Genomic DNA, 17,898 nt, shown 5'->3' with positions numbered 1-17,898 from the left:
CCTCCCCCCTCAGTCCCGGAATCCGAGCACAGTGGTGAACTCCTCGGTGCCGTCGGCGAATCCGGTGCCGACGAGCGTGGTCGCGGGTTCCTTGCGCCCGAAGCCGGCCGAGTACCAGCCCAGCGGCGGGTCGGTCTCGCCGCGGTGCGCCCGCCAGGACAGCTGTCCGGGCAGGTCGAGCACCGCGGAACGGCCCTCGCCGTCCCGGGTCCAGGTGAGCAGAGCCCGGTGCCCCGTCAGGTCGGCAGTGATCGCCGGGCCGAGGTGGAAGGCCAGGCGCACGGCCCGGCGCGGGCCGCGCACCTCGTCGACCACCCGCAGCTCCCGGGTGGCGGCGGTCAGTTCCACCCGGCGGCGGTGCACCGAGTCCTGGTAGCCGTCGTGTTCGGCGCTCCAGCGGGCCACGCTCCCGTTGAAGGTGTCCGCGGCCAGGACGCGGCTGCGGGCGTGCCGGGTCCACAGGAACGGGCCGCCGGAGACGGACTGGTCGCCGCCGTCCAGCTCCAGGGTGTTGTGGCCCAGGGTCGAGCGGAAGTAGCTCCGCCACTCGGGCTGTCCGTGGTAGCAGAACGTCCCGGGGTCGGCGAGTACCTCCACGCCGTCGTGCCGGACCTCCACGGACAGCGCGTCCGCGTGGGCGTGCGCGGCGATGGACAGGAAGCCGTGCGGGCCGCCGTCGCAGCGGCACCAGATCTCCCCCGGGCCGCGCAGGATGGTCATACCGGCGTCGGCGAAGTGGCCGGGCCGGCGTGCCGGGCGGGTGACGGCTCCGCTCTTCCCGTACGGGCGGACCAGCGCGGCCAGCAGCGGGGTGCGCACGTCGCCGCCGGTCACCGCCGGCCACCAGGCGAGCCGGCCGAACACGGCGTCCCCGGTGGCCAGCAGCGAGGCCCAGCGGTCGGTGCCGGGGCCGTCCAGGACCAGGCCGTACCCGTCGTCGGCGTCGCCCTGGCGCGGCGGTCGCAGCCGGTTGTCCACGACGGCCGCGAGGGCGTCGGTCATCCGCAGCAGGACCAGCCGGACGGACGCCGGGACGGGCACGGCGGCGGCGTCCGCCTCGGCCAGCGCGGCGAGGCCCAGCTCCAGGACGAGCCCGTGGTACTCGGTCGCCAGCTCGCGGTTGAGGCCGGACGGGAAGGTGTTGCCGCGCAGGTGCCGCTCCAGCGAGCGCAGCGCGCCGGACCGCCAGCGTTCCGAGGCCGGGAACCAGCCGAACGCGCAGGCCGCGGCGAACTGCCCGGCGGCCTCGGCGATGACGTGGTTGTTGGCCGAGGAGCCCCGGCTGGGGAAGGCGGCCAGCCAGCGCTGGTGGTGCCAGATCTGCTCCAGCGCCACCGGGTTGCCCTCGAACAGCCCGGCCGCGCCCGGCCAGCCGTCGAGCAGCCGGCGGATCCACACCCAGGACAGCAGCCGGATGCCCAGCTCGATGCCACTGATCCAGTGCACGCCGCGCAGCGGCGGGTTGGCCGCCCACCACGACCGAAGGTGCGCGGCCACGCGCTCGGCGTAGCGCTCGTTCCCGGTGAGGGCGTAGGCGGCGGCGAGCACGGTCAGGTACTGGTGCCGGGAGGGCTCCCAGATCTGCTTGATGTCCCCGACCGCGTCCTCGTCGCGGTAGGGCACGTCGAAGGCGTAGCCGGCCGGGGCCCGGCGCCCGGTCTTCGGGTCGCGCCACCAGTCCGGGTCGGCCAGGTCGTCGCGGTCCACCCCGAAGAACTCGGCGTACCCGTCCATCAGCCGGTCCGCCTCGGCGACGAGTCGCTTCGCGGCCTCCGCCGGCACCGCGGCGAGCGCCCCGGCGGGCAGGACGGCGGTGAACCGGGCGCCGGTGACCTCCGGGCAGGGCGGCGGCTCCGAGCGCCACCGCCGCCTACGCACCGCGTCGCCCGCCCGGCCGCCGACCTCCCGCGGCCCCATCCGGGACAGCCGCCGCAGGTACCAGCCCGCGCTCATCGTCATCGCGCCCGCTCCAGCGCCACCGGCACGCCGCCGGCCAGGCCGGTCTGCACGGCGAGGGTGGCCGCCGTGGTGGCGACCAGCGACTCCAGCGGCACCGGCATCGGCCCGCCGGTCCGCACCGCCCTGACGAACGCGGCCAGCTCGTTGGACTGACCCTTGTCCCTGGCCTTCGGCAGCCGCGAACTGACCCACCGCTTGCCCCCGTACACCGAGGCGCGGACGAAGTCGTCGAGCTTCAGCACCTTGCCGTCCGCGACGAGGTCAAGTGTCTCCTTGGGGAAGCCGGACGCGCCGGTGGTGACGTAGCTGATGGTGGCCGTGGAGCCGTCCGGGTAGCGCAGCACGACCTGGAGGTCCTCGTTGCCGGCCGAGGCCACCGCGTACACCGAGACCGGGTCGGCCTCCAGCAGCCAGCTCGCCGTGTCGATGAAGTGCCCGCCCTCGCCGGCGAACCGGGAGCCCTCGGTGCCCTGCTGGAGGTACCAGCTGCCGTGCTGCAGGCGGCCCGCGTTGACCAGGTAGCGCAGGCTCGCCGGGCCGCTCCGCGCGCCGAACCGGGCCTTGGCCTCGCGCAGCAGCGGCGAGAACCGTCGGTTGAAGCCCACCTGCAGCCGGTCGTTGCCGGACTCCGTCACGGCCGCGAGCACGCCCGCCAGGTCGTCCTCGGTGAGGGCCAGCGGCTTCTCCACGAACACCGCCTTGCCGGCCAGCAGCGCCCGCCGGGTCAGTTCGGCGTGCGAGCTGTGCCGGGTGACCACGAACACGGCGTCGATGGACGGGTCCCCGAGCACGCCGTCCAGATCGGTGGTCGCCCGGGCGAAGCCGAACTTCCGCTGCGCGTTGGCCGCCGAGAGCGCCGTCGTGGTGACGACCGTGGACAGCGCGACGCCGTCGCGCCCGGCCAGGTGGGGCAGCAGCATCGACGTCGCGTAGTTCCCCGCGCCGACGAACGCCAGCCGCACCGGCGTGTTGACGGGACGGGACGGCGCGGCTGCCCTGGTCTCGACGCGCACCGCCGGCACCGCCACCACCGGGGCCTCCGCCGTTCCCTCCGCCTCGGGCCCGGGGTACCGGAAGAGCACGGCCACGGCCTTCAACTCGCCGTCCTTCAGGCGCCGGTACGTCTCGACGGCGTCGCCGAAGTCGGCGATGTGGGAGATCAGCGGCTCCACGTCGACGCGGCCCCGGGAGACGAGGTCGAGGAAGCACGCGAGGTTGCGGCGCTCGGTCCAGCGCACGTAGCCGATCGGGTAGTCCCGCCCCTCCAGCTCGTACTCCGGGTCGTAGCGCCCGGGGCCGTACGAGCGGGAGAACCGGACGTCGAGCTCCTTCTCGTAGTACGCGTTCCAGGGCAGGTCCAGCCGGCACTTGCCGATGTCGACGACCCGGCCCCGGTCCCTGGCCAGCGCGGCGGCCAGCTCGACGGGCTGGTTGCTGCCGCCGCCGGCCGCCAGGTACACCTGGTCCACGCCGTGACCGCCGGTCAGCTCGGCGACGGCGCCCGCCACGGCCGCGGAGGCGGGATCGCCGCAGGCCACGGCGCCCAGGCGCGCGGCGAGTTCGCAGCGCGCCGGGTCGGGGTCGGCCCCGACGACGCGCACCCCCGCGGCGGTGAGCAGCTGCACCACCAGCTGCCCGATCAGCCCGAGGCCGATGACCAGCGCCACCTCGCCGAGCTGCGGCTCGCCCTGGCGCACGCCCTGCAGCGCGATCGACCCGACGGTGCCGAAGGCCGCGTGCCGCGGCGCGAGGCCGTCCGGCACCGGGACGTAGAGGTTCTTCGGCACCCAGTTCAGCTCGGCGTGCAGCGCGTGCTCGTTGCCGGCGCAGGCCACCAGGTCGCCGGCCTTCACGTCGTCGACCCCGGCGCCGACCTGCTCGACCACGCCGCACAGCGAGTAGCCCAGCGGCGTGTAGGAGTCCAGCTTGCCCATCACCTTGCGGTAGGTGGCGGGCAGTCCGTTGGTGGCCACGCTCTGCATGACCTTGGCCACCTGGTCCGGCCGGGAGCGGGCCTTGCCCAGCATCGACATCCCGGCCTCGGAGACCTTCATGAGCTCGGTGCCGGTGGAGATCAGCGAGAAGGCGCTGCGGACCAGCACCCCGCCCGGCTTGCAGCCCGGCACCGGCACGTCGAGCACCGACAGCTCGCCGCTCTTGTAGTTCTGCACGACCTGTTTCACCCGAAGTCCCCTTGTTCCCATGTCGTCACGTCGTCACGTCGTCACATTCCGGCCGCGGCCTCAGCCGGAGGTCGCGCCGCGGTACCAGTACTCGAGGGTCAGCACGTGCCACAGGTGCTTGGAGTAGTCCTGCTGCCCGGCGGCGTCCGCGGCGACGAGCCGCGCCAGCGCGTCCCGGCGCAGGAACCCCGACCGGACGAGCACGCCGTCGTTCACCACCTCGCGCACCAGCGGTGCCAGGTCCCGGCTCATCCAGGCCCGCAGCGGCGCGCTGAACAGGCCCTTGGGCCGGTACACGATCTCCCGGGGCAGGACGGAGGTGGCCGCCTCCTTGAGCACGGCCTTGCCCTGCCGTCCGACGATCTTGCGGTCACCGGGCACCGCGAACGCCGCCCGCACCACCTCGACGTCCACGTACGGCACCCGCACCTCGGTGGACGCGGCCATGCTCGACCGGTCCGTGTAGGCGAGGTTCAGGCCCGGCAGGAACATCCGCGCGTCCCCCAGGCACATGCGGTTGACGAAGTCGTCGAGGTCGTTGTCCCCGTAGACGTCCGCGTGCTCGGTCAGCACGTCGTCGACCGTCCCGGCCAGGTCCGGGTCGACCAGGGCGAGCAGTTCGGCCCGGTCGTACATCGTGTAGCTGCGCCGGAACGCCGTCTCCTCCGGCAGGTCGGCGAAGGAGAGGAACCGCTTCGCGAACCGCACCGAGCGGAACCCGCGGGTGGCCGTGGCGACCGGCAGCCGGTCCACGGCCGCGGACAGGCCGCGCCGCAGGGGCCGCGGGACGCGCTGGTAGCGCAGCGCGAGCCGGTTGGCCAGGTGCTTGCGGTAGCCGGCGAACAGCTCGTCGGCGCCCATCCCCGAGAGCATCACCTTGACCCCGGCCTCCCGGGCGGCCGAGCAGATCAGGTAGGTGTTGATCGCGGCCGGGTCGCCGATCGGCTCGTCCAGGTGGTACGTCATCCTCGGCAGCAGGTCGAGCACGTCCGGGGCGATCTCGATCTCGTGCAGGTCAACGCCGAACCGCCCGGCCACCTGCCGGGCGTAGCGGAGGTCGTCGGGCATGGCCTCGAACCTGGCGTCCTCGGCGCGGAAGCCGATCGTGTAGGCGGAGATGCCGGGCCGGTCGCGGGCGGCCAGCGCGGTCAGGTAGCTGGAGTCCAGCCCGCCGGAGAGGAAGGTCGCCACGGGCACGTCGGAGAGCAGGTGACGCCGGGTCGACTCCTCGACGATGGCGGCGAGGTCCGGCCGCTCGCCGGCCCGGGCCCGCTCCCGGCCCTCGGCGGCGACGTCCCGCAGGTTCCAGTACCGGCCGCGCTCGACCCGGCCGTCGGGCCTGCACCGGAGCCAGCTGCCCGGTGGCAGCTTCTCGGCCTCGCGGAAGGCGCACCGCGAGTCCGGCACCCAGTAGTAGAGCAGGGAGGCCACCAGCGCCGCGTGGTCCACCTCCAGCGACCCGCCGGTGGCGGCGGCCAGCGCCTTGAGCTCGGAGGCGAACACCAGGCCCCCGCCGCGCCGGACCAGGAACAGCGGCTTGATGCCGAGCTGGTCGCGGACGAGAACCAGCTCGCCGGTCCGCTCGTCGAAGATCCCGAACGCGAACATGCCGCGCAGCCGGGGCAGGCAGTCGGTGCCCCAGCGCCGCCAGGCCTCCAGCAGCACCTCCGTGTCGGAGGTCCCGCGGAAGCGCACGCCGGCGGCGGCCAGTTCGGCGCGCAGCTCGGGCGCGTTGTACAGCTCGCCGTTGTACGTCAGGACGAGGCCGTCCGAGACCATCGGCTGGGCGCCGGTCTCGGAGAGGTCGACGATGGCCAGCCGGCGGTGCCCGAGCTGCACGTCGCCGTCGCCGACCGGGTGGCCGTAGCGGCCGGCCCCGTCCGGGCCCCGGTGGGCGAGGGTGTCGGTGAGCAGGTCGGTCACGGCCTTCCCGTCCGGCCACCGGTACGTTCCCGCGATGCCGCACATGTCTAGCCCGCCTCCTGGTCGTTGTCCGGGACCGGTGCGGTCCTCGTCGGTTGTCGTTCCGTGCGCCGGCGGCCGGTCCCGTCGCGCCGGGGCGGGCGGGCGCGCCGGCCGCGCGGCGCGGCGTGCGGCCCGTCCCAGAGGGTGCCGTCGGTCCGGTCCCGCGGATCGGGGTCGATCAGCACCACCCCGATCACCGGGATGCCCTGGTCCGCGAGCTGCCGGGCCACGGTGTGCAGCCAGGCGGCGCTGCCGTGCCCGGCCCGCACGACGAGCACCGTCCGGGTGCCGAGGTGGCGGAGGTCGGTCCACGCCGTGCCGGGCGCCACCGAGCCGACGCCGAGCCGGCGCTCCTCGGGCGGCACGGCCCCGGCGCGCCCGCCGACGACGACGGTCGGATCCCCCGGCCTGGCGCGGCGCTTGGCGAGCTGCGGGCCGGGCAGCCCGTCGACGACGACCACCGGCCCCTCCTCCTCCGACGCCAGCTCGCCGGCGAGGTCCAGGGCGATCACGCTCGTGGTGCGCGCGCAGCCGAGTTCCAGCAGCGACACGGCGTCCGCCGAGCCGCGCACGCTGCGGGCCAGGGTCGCGGTGAGCCGGGTCCTGGCCGCCCTGGTCCGCCGGCGCTGCCACCGCCCGACGGACCTGCGGGGCACGCCGCGCAGCTCCGCGATGACCGAGGCACCGAGGTTCGCCGCGATCTCCCGGCGCAGCACCGGGCGGTCCGCCACCACCGCGCCGACGGCGGCCACCGCGAGCCCGAGGACGAGTCCGAGGACGAGCCCGAGCGCGGCGTCGGTGGCGGCGGTCTTGGGCAGCGACTGCCGCACCGCGCGCGGGGCGTCCACGATCTGCGTACCGGCGACGAGCCGGGGCGTGCCCACACCCGCCTCCGCGGCGCGCTGACTGAAGTCGGCGATCCGCGACATGAGTTCGGACCGGCTGGTGTCGAGCGACTCCCGGCTCGCCGCCGTCTTCGGGTCGTTCTGCTGCGAGGCGTCCCCGATCGACTTGTTGACCTGGGCGAGTTCCTCGCGCAGCCGGTCGCGCTGGTCGAGGTAGGCCTTGGCCTCGGCGTCCGCGGCCTCCTGGATCCGCCGGACGTGGTCCGCGACGAACGCGTCGGCCAGCGCCTTGGCCCGGGCCACCGCCTCCGCGTCGCTCGTGCCCGTCACGTTGATCTGCAGGAGGTTGTTGGTCAGGCCGGCGCCCGCGTAGTCCCGCATGAAGTCCTCGGGCTTCTCCGCGGATCCGAGGGCTTGCAGGGCCTTGCCCGCGATGCCCGTGGTCTGGAGCAGCGCGGCGTCGGTGCGGATCAGCGTCCCGGGGTCGTTCGGCTGGTCCGCCTGGTGGGCGACCAGCACCTTGACCGTCGCGCTCGGCGCGGGCGGCCGCAGGACGGCCACCGCCGCACCGGCCAGCAGCCCGAGCAGCGCCATGACGCACCACAGCCGGCGGCGCCTGCGCACCGCGACCACCAGCGACTGCAGATCCAGCAGCGGGGCGGGGGCCGACGGCTCCGGCGTCGTACTCGTCGTCACTCCGGGCCCCTTCTCGCGTCGTCGCCGACGGCGAGCACCGGCACGGCACCCTCCGGGTGGCGGTCGGCGGAGCGCCCCGGTCGGGCCAGGACCGGCTCCGCGACGACGACGCCGACGACCTCGTGGCCGGCGTCCGCGCACGCCCCGGCGACGTCGGCGAGCTCCCCCGCGGTCCAGTCGCCCGCGCTGAGCACGACCACGGCGCCGGACTCGCCGTCGTGGTCCGGCACCAGCGGCCGGGACACCGACACGTCCACCGCCCGCAGCACGGGATCGCCCGCTGCCTCTGCGACGAGCTGCCCGGCGGCCCGGCGGGCCGTCTCGTCGCCCTCCGGGACGACGACCAGCAGCCGCCCGGGGGACGGCAGTCGGTCCCGCAGGCGGGCGCACACCCGCCGGTAGCGGAGCTGCCGGCCGGCCTCGTCGCCGGAGACGCGCGGGGCCGGCAGGTCCCACCGGACGTCCGTGCCCAGCAGCCGGCGGACCAGGGCCCGGGGGCCACGGCCGTCGGCCCGGTGGGCGGACCGGTCACCGGGGACGTCGACGGCACCGAGGAGCACCGAGCCCAGCGCCGCGGCGATCTCCGGTCCGGTGCGCAGCCGGCGGCTCGTCCGCCCGGCGGCGAGGTGGCCGACCAGCGCGACCAGGAAGAACAGCAGCGCCCCGGCGGCGACGAGCTGGATCCTCGTCGGCGGCGCCTCGCCGGAGGGCCTGGGCGCCGACCCCATGACGACCATGTTGGCCTTGTTGGCGGCCGGGTCGACCTGGTCCAGCTTCTTGATGGCGTCCTGCAGGGCGGTGCGCAGCTTCGCCAGCTCGGTACGGGTCGACACGCTGTCCACGGTCTGCCCCGGACCGGCCGCGGCGGCGAGGTCGCTGATGTTGCGGCCGGCCTGCAGCACGAGCTGGCGCAGCGCCTCGGGCTGCGCCGCCTCGGGGTCGGTGCTGTCGCCCGCGACGTGCGAGGCGAACGCGACGAACTGATGGGCCACCTGGTCGGAGAGCTGCTGCGCGCGCTCCGGGGTCTCGGCCGTGCCGGAGATCTTGATGATGTTCCCGTCCGACGCCGTGGCGCTCACCCGGTCCTGGAGCTTGGTGCCGGTGACGCCGGTCCAGCCCAGGGTGGCGGCCGCCCGGTCGACCACCACCGAACTGGTCGCGATCTGGGCCTGCGTCAGCAGCTCGCGGTCCTGCCACACCCCCGGCAGCAGGACCGACGCCGACGTCGTGTAGCGCGGCGGGAACAGCAGGGACGTGCCGTACCCGACGAGCGCACCCACCACGGCGAGGACGGCCAGGAGCCGCCACCGCCGTCGGAGGATCCGGCCGACCGTGACCAGGCGGATCGTTTCGTCGCTCAACGCCGAGGCCTTCTCCCTGCCCGACGGCCCGGGGTGCGGCTGCCGTTCACGAGCGGACGGCAGGCGGCGGCGTAGGCGTCGAGCAGCGCGCGCTGGGAGTTGCGCCAGGCGAGCGGCCCGTTGATGCGCTCCTGGCCGAGCTTGCCCATCCAGGCCCGCTTCTCCGGATCGTCCATCAGCAGCGCGACGAGCCGGGCGAACTCCGCCTCGTCGTTCGCGGGCGCGTAGACGGCGGCGTCACCGGCGGAGACCCGTGCCTCCCGCAGGTCGAACGAGACGATCGGCCGGCCCATGACCATGTACTCCAGGACCTTGTTCATGGTCGACACGTCGTTGAGCGGATTGCGCGGGTCGGGCGAGAGGCACACGTCCGCACTGGACAGGTAGCGCACCAGGTCGGCGTCCGGGACGCGCCCGGTGAACTCCACCTGCTCCGCGAGCCCGAGCCGCCGGGACAGCGCCACCATCTCGTCGAAGGTGTCGCCACCGCCGACGAACACCGCGTGCCAGTCGGTCCGCCCGAGGTCGTCGCGCAGCTTCGCGAGCGCCCGCAGGGCGTAGTCGACGCCGTCCTGCGGGCCCATCACGCCGAGGTAGCACAGCAGATGGGGCTTGCCGCGCTTCAGCTCCGGCTCGGGCTCCACCGGCCGGAACCGCTCGGTGTCGGGCGCGCTGCGCACCACGAACACGTCCTCCGGCCGCAGACCGCCGCGGCGCAGCGCGACGTCCCGGTAGCTCTCGTTCGTCGCGAGCACGACGTCCGCGGCCCGGTAGGTCAGCCGTTCCAGTGCGCGCACGCCGCGGTAGAGCAGGTCCTCGCCGCGGTCGAACCGGGACAGGTACAGCTCGGGCACGAGGTCGTGCTGGTCGAAGACAAACCGCGCGCCGCGCTGCTTCAGCCACAGGGCCGGCAGGAACAGCAGGTCGGGCGGGTTGCAGGCGTGGACAACGTGGACCGGGCCGACCTTGCGGGCCAGCCGGGCCGTGTGCCACAGCGCCGTTCCGTTCTCCCGCAGGTAGCCGGCCGGTCCGCCGGTGGCCGCCCGCAACGGGTAGCGGTGGATCCGCACCCCGTCGATCTCCGCCTCCGGCTCGGTGTCCCGCTTGGTGCCCTGCGGACAGATGACGTGCACCGTCCAGCCGGCGTCGCGCAGCGTCGTGCACTCCTGCCACACCCGCCGGTCGAACGGCACCGACAGGTTCTCCACCAGGACCAGCGCGCGACGGCCCCGCCCGTCGCCGCCGGCCGCGTCACCAGGCAAGGCCCGCGTACCCCGGCTCGGCCCGGCGCGCCTCGGCGTCGGGCAGGCGGACGAGGTCGACGATCGAGGGGCCGTCGCCGCCGTGCGGCAACGCGGACAGCACCGCGGGGTCCTTCGTCCCGACCACGCACACCTCGGCGTGGTCGAGCACCTCGTCGACGGACTGGGCGAGCAGCTGCGCGAGGTGCGGCAGCCGGGTCTCGATGTACTCGCGGTTCGCGCCGAGCAGCCGGGAGAGGTTCACGTTGGGGTCGTAGATCCGCAGGTCGTAGCCCTTGCCGAAGAGCCGCTCGGCCAGCTCGACGAGCGGGCTCTCGCGGAGGTCGTCGGTGCCGGGCTTGAAGGACAGGCCGAACAGGCCCACCCGGCGCTTGCCGGTGCGCTCGACCAGCTCCACCGCGCGCTGGAGGTGGTCGGCGTTGGAGGCCAGCACGTGGGAGAGGATCGGCACCGAGACGTCGGCCCGGCGCGCCGCGTGGACCAGGCTGCGCAGATCCTTGGGCAGGCAGGAGCCGCCGAAGGCGAAGCCGGGCCGCAGGTAGGCGGGGCTGATGTTGAGCTTGCGGTCGGCCAGGAACACGTCCATCACCTGGTGCGAGTCCACCCCGAGCGCCTGGCACACCGCGCCGAACTCGTTGGCGAAGCCGATCTTGAGGCCGTGGAACGCGTTGTCCGCGTACTTGATCGCCTCGGCCGTCGGGACCGGCACCCGGAACACCTCGCCGGGCAGCTCCTCGTACAGCGCCGCGACCACGTCCCCGCTCGCCGGGTCGAGCTCGCCGATGACGGTCTTCGGCGGGTCGAAGAAGTCCCGCACGCTCGTGCCCTCGCGCAGGAACTCCGGGTTCACCGCGACCCCGAAGTCCGTCCCGGCCGTGCCGCCGGCGTGCTTCTCCAGGATGGGCACCAGCAGGTTCAGGCAGGTGCCCGGGAGCATGGTGCTGCGGAACACGACGGTGTGCCGCCCACCCCGCCCGCCCCGCTCGGCCACCACGGCGCCGATCTGCTCGGCGACCCGCTCCAGGTACGTGGTGCACAGGCCGCCGTTGGGCTCCGACGGCGTGCCCACGCAGACCAGCGACACCTCGCTGCCCAGGACCGCCTCGCGGACGTCGGTGGTGGCGCGCAGCGCCCCGGTCCGCACCATCTCGGCGATCAGGTCGCCGATCCGCTCCTCGACCACCGGGGCCTTGCCGTCGTTGACCAGGTCGACCTTCACCTGGTTGACGTCCACGCCGATGACCTCGTGCCCCAGACTGGCCAGGCACGCGGCCGACACGCAGCCCACGTAGCCGAGCCCCAGGACGCTGACCCTCATGACCCGTTCCTCCCCTCGGGCAGGCCGATCCGGCCTGCCGTCCACGTGCCGTGCCGTGCGTTGTCGCGTCGTGCGTTGTCGCGTCGTGCGTTGTCGCGTCGTGCGTTGTCGCGTTGTGCGGCGCCCCTGGCGGCTAGTACGCCCCCTGCCCCTGGAGCACCGCCCGCAGGGTCTTCCACAAGATCACCGTGTCCAGGGCCAGCGACCAGTCCTCCACGTACCGCAGGTCCAGCCGCACCGCCTCCTCCCACGGCAGGTCGCTGCGCCCGCTGATCTGCCACAGGCCGGTGAGCCCGGGCTTGACGAGCAGTCGCCGCCGGATGTCCGGTCCGTACGCGGCGGACTCCTCCGGCAGCGGGGGCCGCGGGCCGACCAGCGACATCGACCCGGTGAGCACGTTGAGCAGCTGCGGCAGCTCGTCGAGCGAGTAGCGGCGCAGCACCCCGCCCACCCGGGTCACCCGCGGGTCCCGGCGGAGCTTGAACAGCAGGCCGGCGCCCTCGTTGCGGTCGGCCAGCGCGGCCCTGGCCCGGTCCGCCCCGGCCACCATGGTGCGGAACTTGACCAGGGTGAACTCGCGGCCGTCCTTGCCGACCCGGTGCTGGCGGTAGAACGCCCCGCCCCGGCTGTCCGCCAGCACGAGCAGCCCGACGAGCAGCATCAGCGGCGCGAACAGGACCAGCAGGACAGCGGCGCCCAGCCGGTCGACGACCTCCTTGACGGCCCGCCGGCCCCCCGTGAAGGTCGGCATGCTGACCCGCAGCATCGGGATGCCGAGCACCGCGTCGACGTGCAGCCGCGGTCCGGCCACCTCCATCAGCACCGGGGCCACGACCATCTCGGCGTCGCTGCCTTCGAGCTTCCAGGCCAGCCGCTGCAGCCGGTCCGGTGTCCAGTACGGGTCCGGGGTGACGGCGACGACCCGGTAGCCGTCGCGGCGGACGTGGTTGGCCACGTCCGTCAGCCGGCCCACGACCGGCACGCCGTCCAGCCGGTCACCGCCCAGCCCGAGGGCGTACGGCGTGCAGACCGCCTCCACCCGCCAGCCGAGGTGCGGGAACTTGCGGGTCCGGGCGATCAGGTCGCGCATGGTGGCCGGACTCCCGGCGGCCAGCACCGGGCGCAGGCACCGCCCTTCTTTCCGCTGCTTGTGCAGCCACAGGCGCAGCAGGTACCGCTCGGTCATGGTGACGCCCGTGATCGCCGGGATCGCGACGAAGATCCAGAGCTTGATGTTGGTCGAGGTGAGGGCGATCCCGCCGAGCGACAGGACGACGGCCGCCGCGAACAGCGCGCGTCCGAGCCGGCGGAACTCCTCGGCCCCCTGACCGAGCACGGCCGGCGCCCACGACCGGGTCGTCGCCAGCGCCGCCAGCACCAGGAGCTCGGTGCCGAAGGCGAGGATCCCCCACTTCTCGTGCCAGTTGGCCGCGTCCCTGACCCCGAAGAACCCGCCGATCGCCGCCACCACGAAGGCGGTGGTCACGGTGTCGCCGATGATCACCGTACGGCGGTACTGCTGCTCCCAGTCACTCTCGGGCCGCCCGATCCTCCCGTTCACCGGGCGCCCCCGCACCGCCTGGAACGGGCGGACTAATTCCCCCTCCCCCTGCTCGACAGCCCCTTCCAGGTCACCAGTGGGTTCGACGTGCTCGCTCCACACGATTCCTCCCCCCGGGAGGCTCTCGCCTCCCGCACCTGATTCCTCCCCTTCGGGAGGCCCCGCCGCCTCCCGTGCCGCGCTGTTCCTACCGCCGGGAGGTCCCGCTCCCGGGCATGGCGAAATGAACTCCTGCAGCGCTACGTGTACATCCCCAAAAAAGCACCGACGGACCCGTACGTCCTGCCGGAATCCCGAAATGGACGGGAATCCGCCGGCGGTCGCTCTCCACACTCGAAGCCCGATTTCCGGGCGCCGGGAATTCACCGCCCCCACGGCTGCCGCCGGGACGCGACTACCGGCCATGCGCAGCGCCGGACCCGTGAATCATCGATCGTCGCCCCGCGTCGAACCGAGCGAAGTGGACATCAATGTAGAGCATCGGGGGCACCCAAAGTGGGGGATGTGTGAAACACGTGCACGAGAGCTGAATCTTGATCTACCGGGCGGTGACCACCGGAGGGCGCCCCGGAGCCGCCGGCGTACGGGGTGACCTGTGACGACGGGGATACGCAGAGCCCTCACGCGCGATGATCCGGAGACCTCCCGTCGTGGCCACCGACAGCGCGTTCAGGACATGGGCCCGAGGTCCCGCCGCCGCGGATGACCAGGCCGTACCGGGGATCGGGCCGTTCGAAGCGGCGTTCGACGACGCCGGGGAACCGGCGGACGGACCGATCGATTCCGGACAACCGACTGCCGCCGCCCCTTCCCCCACGCGCCAGGAGCCTCCGTGATCACTCGCCGAACCGTGCCGGGCGCCTCCGGCACGACCGCGGGGGGGGGGGGGGGGCGGGGGGGGGGGCCCCCCCCCCCCCCCCCCAACCCCCCCCCCCCCCCCCCCCCCAGCCCGCTGCTCAACACCCCGCCAACCCGCGCCGGGCCCCCCCCCCCCCCCCGCGGGGGCGGCGGTCCCGCGTGGGGACCACCGCCACCGGACGGGTGACCGCCGGACGCCTCAGCCGGCGACCGCCGACCGTTCGGCGCCGGACTCCGCGGTCTGCTGGATCCGGCCTGATCGGAGCACCTCGTCGACGGCCCACGGGCCCGGACCGAGCGTGGCGATCAGCAGGAAGATCCAGCAGTAGAGGGCCGACAGCTCGCCGCCGTTCTCGATCGGCAACAGGCCGTGGTGCTGGTGGACGACGAAGTACGCGTACGCCATGGAGCCGGAGCAGATCACGGCCGCGGGCCGGGTGAACAGGCCGAGCAGCACCAGCGCGCCGCCGGCCAGCTGGATGGCGGCGGCCCACCAGCCGGGCCAGGCCCCGAGGTGGAGCGTCCCGCCGTGGGTGCCCGCGGCACCGCCGAAGAAGCCGAAGAGCGAGGCGGTGCCGTGGCAGGCGAAGAGGAGTCCGGCGACGACGCGGAACACCGACTGCACGGGGCCGGCGAAACGCGCCTGGAGATGGTCGACCACGAGTTCAGACCTCCGGGCAAGGGAATGGAATGTCCATGGCGGATATCCATGGCAAATATCCGTCGTGATCAGGCGGAATTCACGCACCGTCCGATCGGCGATCCGGGACGCTACAAGCCTGCGCGAGCCGGTTGCCATGTCCGTCCGGCGAACGGTCGACCAATTCCCGAAGACACCCTGAATTTGACGCGGAGGGGCCAACCCGGAAGAACTCCGCGAATATCGCCGACCTGCCCGAATGCGCCGTTCGGCGACCGTTCACCGCACGGTCGTTGCCCGGCCCGGCCCGGATCCCGCATCCTTCGTCGCACCTCAGCGACCGCACCGGAGGGGCTTCGATGATCGGCCACCTGTCCCACCCCGGCGGCAGCACCCGCCCCGTGCTCGTCCTGGACCGACGGGTGCTGCCCCCGGACGGACGGGAACTCGACGAGGCCCTCCTGATCGCGCGGAGCTGGGTGGCCGACACCTACCGCGTCCCCGTCTCGGCCATCGCGATGATCGAGCCGTCCCGCGACCCGCGGTTCGACCTGGACTACCGGTCCGAGCGCCACGGCGGCGGCCACGCGCTCCTCGCCGCGGTCGCGGTGGCCGACCGGCTGGCCTGGCTGCCGCGCGACCGCCCGTCATCCCGGGCGCGGATCAACGTGGTCGACACCGGGCACCGGGTGCTGTGCGAGCTCGACCGCAGCGGCACCGGCACCGGCTTCGGCCTGGAGTTCGCCTACCGCCGGCCACGGCGGCTCGGCGACCTGCTGCCGTCCGGCAGCGCCCTCCTGCCCGTCGACGGAATGGAGGTCTCGCTCGTCTCCGCCGGACGTCCGTACCTCTTCGTGGACGCGGCCGACCTCGGCGTCCACGACCAGCGGGAGCTCTTCGCCGACGCCTTCACCGCCCGCCTCGGCTGGCGGCTGGCCCAACTCGCCCGCGCAGCGGCCCGGTTGCTCGGCCCGGCGCGGATCGGCACCGGCCTGCGGGCCGCCGCGGTCGGGCAGTACCAGTACCGGCGCCTCGCCGTCCGGCCCCTGCCCGTCCCCGGCGACCGGATGCTCACCCCCGGCGACACCACCACCCTGGCCGCCGCCGCGGCGATCGACGGCACCGTCCCGTACCGCCTGGCCCGCCGCGGCTGGAGCCGCCTGGACGAACTGGTCATCGACACCCCGGCCGGAACGACCGTCGCCCGCCTCTCGGTCTCCGGCTCCGGCGCCGATGACACCCTCAGCCGGGCCGGCGTCCGCCGCAGTACCGTCCGGTACTGCGGCCCGGTCGTCATCGAACCCCTGCGCCACCTGCTGGGCACCCCCGACGGGCGGCTCTGCCGCCGGCGGTGAGCACGCCTGCTACATGTGCGTCCACCCGCCGTGCGCCAGGAGCAGGATCGGGCAGGCCGCGAGCAGCACCGGCATCGCCGTGCCGACCGTGCCGCGGTTGCGCCGACTCGCGAGCAGCAGCACGACACCCGACGGGCAGACGAAGACGAAGAAGGGCACCGCGAGCAGCAGGAACGGGACGGAGAGCACGATCTCGATCGCGAACTGGAGCCAGCCGACGGCGAGGCAGGTGATCCGGAACCCCGGATCTCCCGGCACCACCAAAGGCAGCGCGGTCAGCCCGACCAGCGTGAAGAGGAGGGCCCAGTACCTCGGGCTCGCCGGGTAGTGCAGCCCCTCCGCGACGAACGGCACCCACGCGACCACGGCCAGGGCGACGAGCACCCGCGCGCTGGGGCGGACCCGGTGACGATCGGGCTCCGCTTCGACGAGAGCGGCGTGCTGCAGCGACGGTTCTTCGGTCATCCCGTACCCCCCGAGGGCTAAATTGAACACGTTCAAAGTAGCGCCAAGCACGCCCCGATGGAAACCCGGGGCCCGGACCGTTGACACCGCCACGACCGGCTCCTAGCGTGGCGCCGTCGATTACCCGTGAGTAGGGACCGTTGATGGCCGAGCCCCGCCCGTACGACCTCGTCCTGTTCGGTGCCACCGGGTTCACCGGCGGGCTCACCGCCGAGTACCTGGCCCGCACCGCACCCGAGGGGTGCCGCTGGGCACTCGCCGGGCGGGACGAGGGCAGGCTCGCCGCCGTCCGGGCGCGGCTGGCGCGGATCGACCCGCGCTGCGCCGACCTCCCCCTGCTGATCGCGGACGCCGCCGACCGCGCGGCGCTGCGCGACGTCGCCGCCTCCGCCCGCGTGGTGATCTCCACGGTCGGCCCGTACCTGCGGCACGGCGAGCCGCTGGTGGCAGCCTGCGCGGACAGCGGCACCGACTACGTGGACCTCACCGGCGAGCCGGAGTTCGTCGACCGGATGTACCTGCGGCACCACGAGCGCGCGGTGGCCACCGGAGCGCGGCTGGTGCACTCCTGCGGCTTCGACTCCGTACCGCACGACCTCGGCGTGCTCTTCACCGTCGAGGAACTGCTCCGCCGCGTAGGACCGTCGGCCCGGGTCTCCGTCGAGGGCTTCGTCCGCGCGGGCGGCACCATCTCCGGCGGCACCTTCGCCTCGGCCATGACGGCCTTCTCCCGGCCCCGCGCGATGGCCCGGGCCGCCCGCGAGCGCCGCGCGGCCGAGCCCCGGCCGAAGGGACGGCTGGTCCACACCCCGGCCGGCCGGCCGCACCGGTCACGGACGGCCCGCGCGTGGGCCGTGCCGATGCCCACGATCGACCCGCAGGTGGTCTCCCGCTCGGCCGCCGCACTGGACGAGTACGGCCCGGACTTCGCCTACGCGCACTACGCGGCGGTACGACGGCTGCCGATCGCCCTCGCCGGTGTCGCCACGGTGGCGGCTCTCGCTGTCGCCGCCCAACTGCCCACGCTGCGCCGGGTCCTGGGCCGGCTGCGCAAGCCCGGCGACGGCCCGAACGCGGAGCAGCGGGCGCGCTCCTGGTTCGCCGTCCGCTTCGCCGCCCGGACACAGGACGGCCGTACGCTCCTCACCGAGGTGTCCGGCGGCGATCCCGGCTACCAGGAGACGGCGAAGATGCTGGCCGAGTCGGCACTGTGCCTGGCTTACGACGACCTGCCGCCAGTGGCAGGGCAGTTGACCACGGCAGTGGCGATGGGCCGCCCCCTGATCGACCGGCTGATCGCGGCGGGCATCTCCTTCCGCGTGCTGGACACCCCGCCGCCGCGCCCCCCCCCCCGGGGGGGGCGCCCCCCGGGGGGGCCCCCCCCCCCCCCCCCCAGGGGGGCGGGCCGCGCCGCCACCCACGGTTACCCA

At 74.2% G+C, this 17,898-nt stretch carries 12 protein-coding genes; 2 read left to right on the top strand and 10 right to left on the bottom strand.

The features are described 5' to 3' along the window. Nucleotides 1-9: 9 nt before the first annotated feature. The 9 genes from ACFV4F_RS03560 to ACFV4F_RS03520 all read right to left on the bottom strand — a co-directional run bounded on the left by ACFV4F_RS03560 (nt 10) and on the right by ACFV4F_RS03520 (nt 14,669). Nucleotides 10-1,959, bottom strand: a complete 1,950-nt coding sequence (locus tag ACFV4F_RS03560) for an alginate lyase family protein (RefSeq protein WP_380500271.1) — start codon at nt 1,957-1,959, stop codon at nt 10-12. Then, the gene (locus ACFV4F_RS03555) at nt 1,956-4,142 is read right to left on the bottom strand and encodes a bi-domain-containing oxidoreductase (protein ID WP_380500270.1); all 2,187 of its coding nucleotides are present in this window, start codon (nt 4,140-4,142) and stop codon (nt 1,956-1,958) included. Before ACFV4F_RS03555 ends, ACFV4F_RS03560 begins: the two co-directional genes overlap by 4 nt. A gap of 60 nt (nt 4,143-4,202) precedes the next feature. After that, nucleotides 4,203-6,110: an asparagine synthase (glutamine-hydrolyzing) gene (gene asnB, locus ACFV4F_RS03550; protein WP_380500269.1), complete on the bottom strand. Its 1,908-nt coding sequence runs from the start codon at nt 6,108-6,110 to the stop codon at nt 4,203-4,205. 2 nt (nt 6,111-6,112) lie between these two features. Next, nucleotides 6,113-7,648, bottom strand: coding sequence for a Wzz/FepE/Etk N-terminal domain-containing protein (locus ACFV4F_RS03545; RefSeq protein ID WP_380500268.1), 1,536 nt, complete (start codon nt 7,646-7,648; stop codon nt 6,113-6,115). Further along, nucleotides 7,645-9,009, bottom strand: a complete 1,365-nt coding sequence (locus tag ACFV4F_RS03540; protein ID WP_380500267.1) for a Wzz/FepE/Etk N-terminal domain-containing protein — start codon at nt 9,007-9,009, stop codon at nt 7,645-7,647. The genes ACFV4F_RS03545 and ACFV4F_RS03540 overlap by 4 nt, the downstream gene beginning before the upstream one ends. Next, nucleotides 9,006-10,271 (bottom strand): glycosyltransferase family 4 protein, encoded by a 1,266-nt coding sequence (locus tag ACFV4F_RS03535; RefSeq protein ID WP_380500266.1) that lies wholly within the window; start codon nt 10,269-10,271, stop codon nt 9,006-9,008. The genes ACFV4F_RS03540 and ACFV4F_RS03535 overlap by 4 nt, the downstream gene beginning before the upstream one ends. Continuing rightward, nucleotides 10,261-11,589 carry a nucleotide sugar dehydrogenase gene (locus ACFV4F_RS03530; RefSeq protein ID WP_380500265.1) on the bottom strand — a complete coding sequence of 443 codons (1,329 nt, stop codon included), beginning with the start codon at nt 11,587-11,589 and terminating at the stop codon, nt 10,261-10,263. Before ACFV4F_RS03530 ends, ACFV4F_RS03535 begins: the two co-directional genes overlap by 11 nt. Before the next feature lie 133 nt (nt 11,590-11,722). Continuing rightward, on the bottom strand, nt 11,723-13,150 hold the full coding sequence (locus ACFV4F_RS03525; RefSeq protein ID WP_380444987.1) for a sugar transferase: 1,428 nt from the start codon (nt 13,148-13,150) through the stop codon (nt 11,723-11,725). Between the two features lie 1,057 nt (nt 13,151-14,207). Further along, entirely contained in the window at nt 14,208-14,669 is a 462-nt protein-coding gene (locus ACFV4F_RS03520) for a DoxX family protein (RefSeq protein ID WP_380500264.1), read from the bottom strand. A gap of 338 nt (nt 14,670-15,007) precedes the next feature. On the opposite strand from ACFV4F_RS03520, the gene ACFV4F_RS03515 reads away from it, so the two are divergent. Then, nucleotides 15,008-16,003, top strand: coding sequence for a hypothetical protein (locus tag ACFV4F_RS03515; protein WP_380500263.1), 996 nt, complete (start codon nt 15,008-15,010; stop codon nt 16,001-16,003). 9 nt (nt 16,004-16,012) lie between these two features. Here ACFV4F_RS03515 and ACFV4F_RS03510 read toward each other — a convergent pair whose 3' ends face one another. After that, nucleotides 16,013-16,468, bottom strand: a complete 456-nt coding sequence (locus tag ACFV4F_RS03510; RefSeq protein WP_380444984.1) for a hypothetical protein — start codon at nt 16,466-16,468, stop codon at nt 16,013-16,015. A 143-nt stretch (nt 16,469-16,611) separates the two neighbouring features. Between ACFV4F_RS03510 and ACFV4F_RS03505 the strand changes: the two genes are divergently transcribed. Next, nucleotides 16,612-17,898 (top strand): saccharopine dehydrogenase family protein (locus tag ACFV4F_RS03505; protein WP_380500262.1); only part of this gene is annotated, 1,287 nt, incomplete at its 3' end.

Source organism: Kitasatospora sp. NPDC059722, assembly GCF_042733235.1.
Lineage (GTDB): Bacteria > Actinomycetota > Actinomycetes > Streptomycetales > Streptomycetaceae > Kitasatospora.
The sequence above is the reverse complement of the archived record's forward strand: the minus strand, read 5'-3'. Positions and strand labels throughout refer to the sequence as shown.

What these genes read in the sequence shown, in the direction of transcription:
- asnB (WP_380500269.1), bottom strand. Translation starts at nt 6,110, where the DNA reads ATGTGCGGCATCGCGGGAACGTACCGGTGGCCGGACGGGAAGGCCGTG.
- ACFV4F_RS03515 (WP_380500263.1), top strand. Translation starts at nt 15,008, where the DNA reads ATGATCGGCCACCTGTCCCACCCCGGCGGCAGCACCCGCCCCGTGCTC.
- ACFV4F_RS03530 (WP_380500265.1), bottom strand. Translation starts at nt 11,589, where the DNA reads ATGAGGGTCAGCGTCCTGGGGCTCGGCTACGTGGGCTGCGTGTCGGCC.
- ACFV4F_RS03510 (WP_380444984.1), bottom strand. Translation starts at nt 16,468, where the DNA reads ATGACCGAAGAACCGTCGCTGCAGCACGCCGCTCTCGTCGAAGCGGAG.
- ACFV4F_RS03560 (WP_380500271.1), bottom strand. Translation starts at nt 1,959, where the DNA reads ATGACGATGAGCGCGGGCTGGTACCTGCGGCGGCTGTCCCGGATGGGG.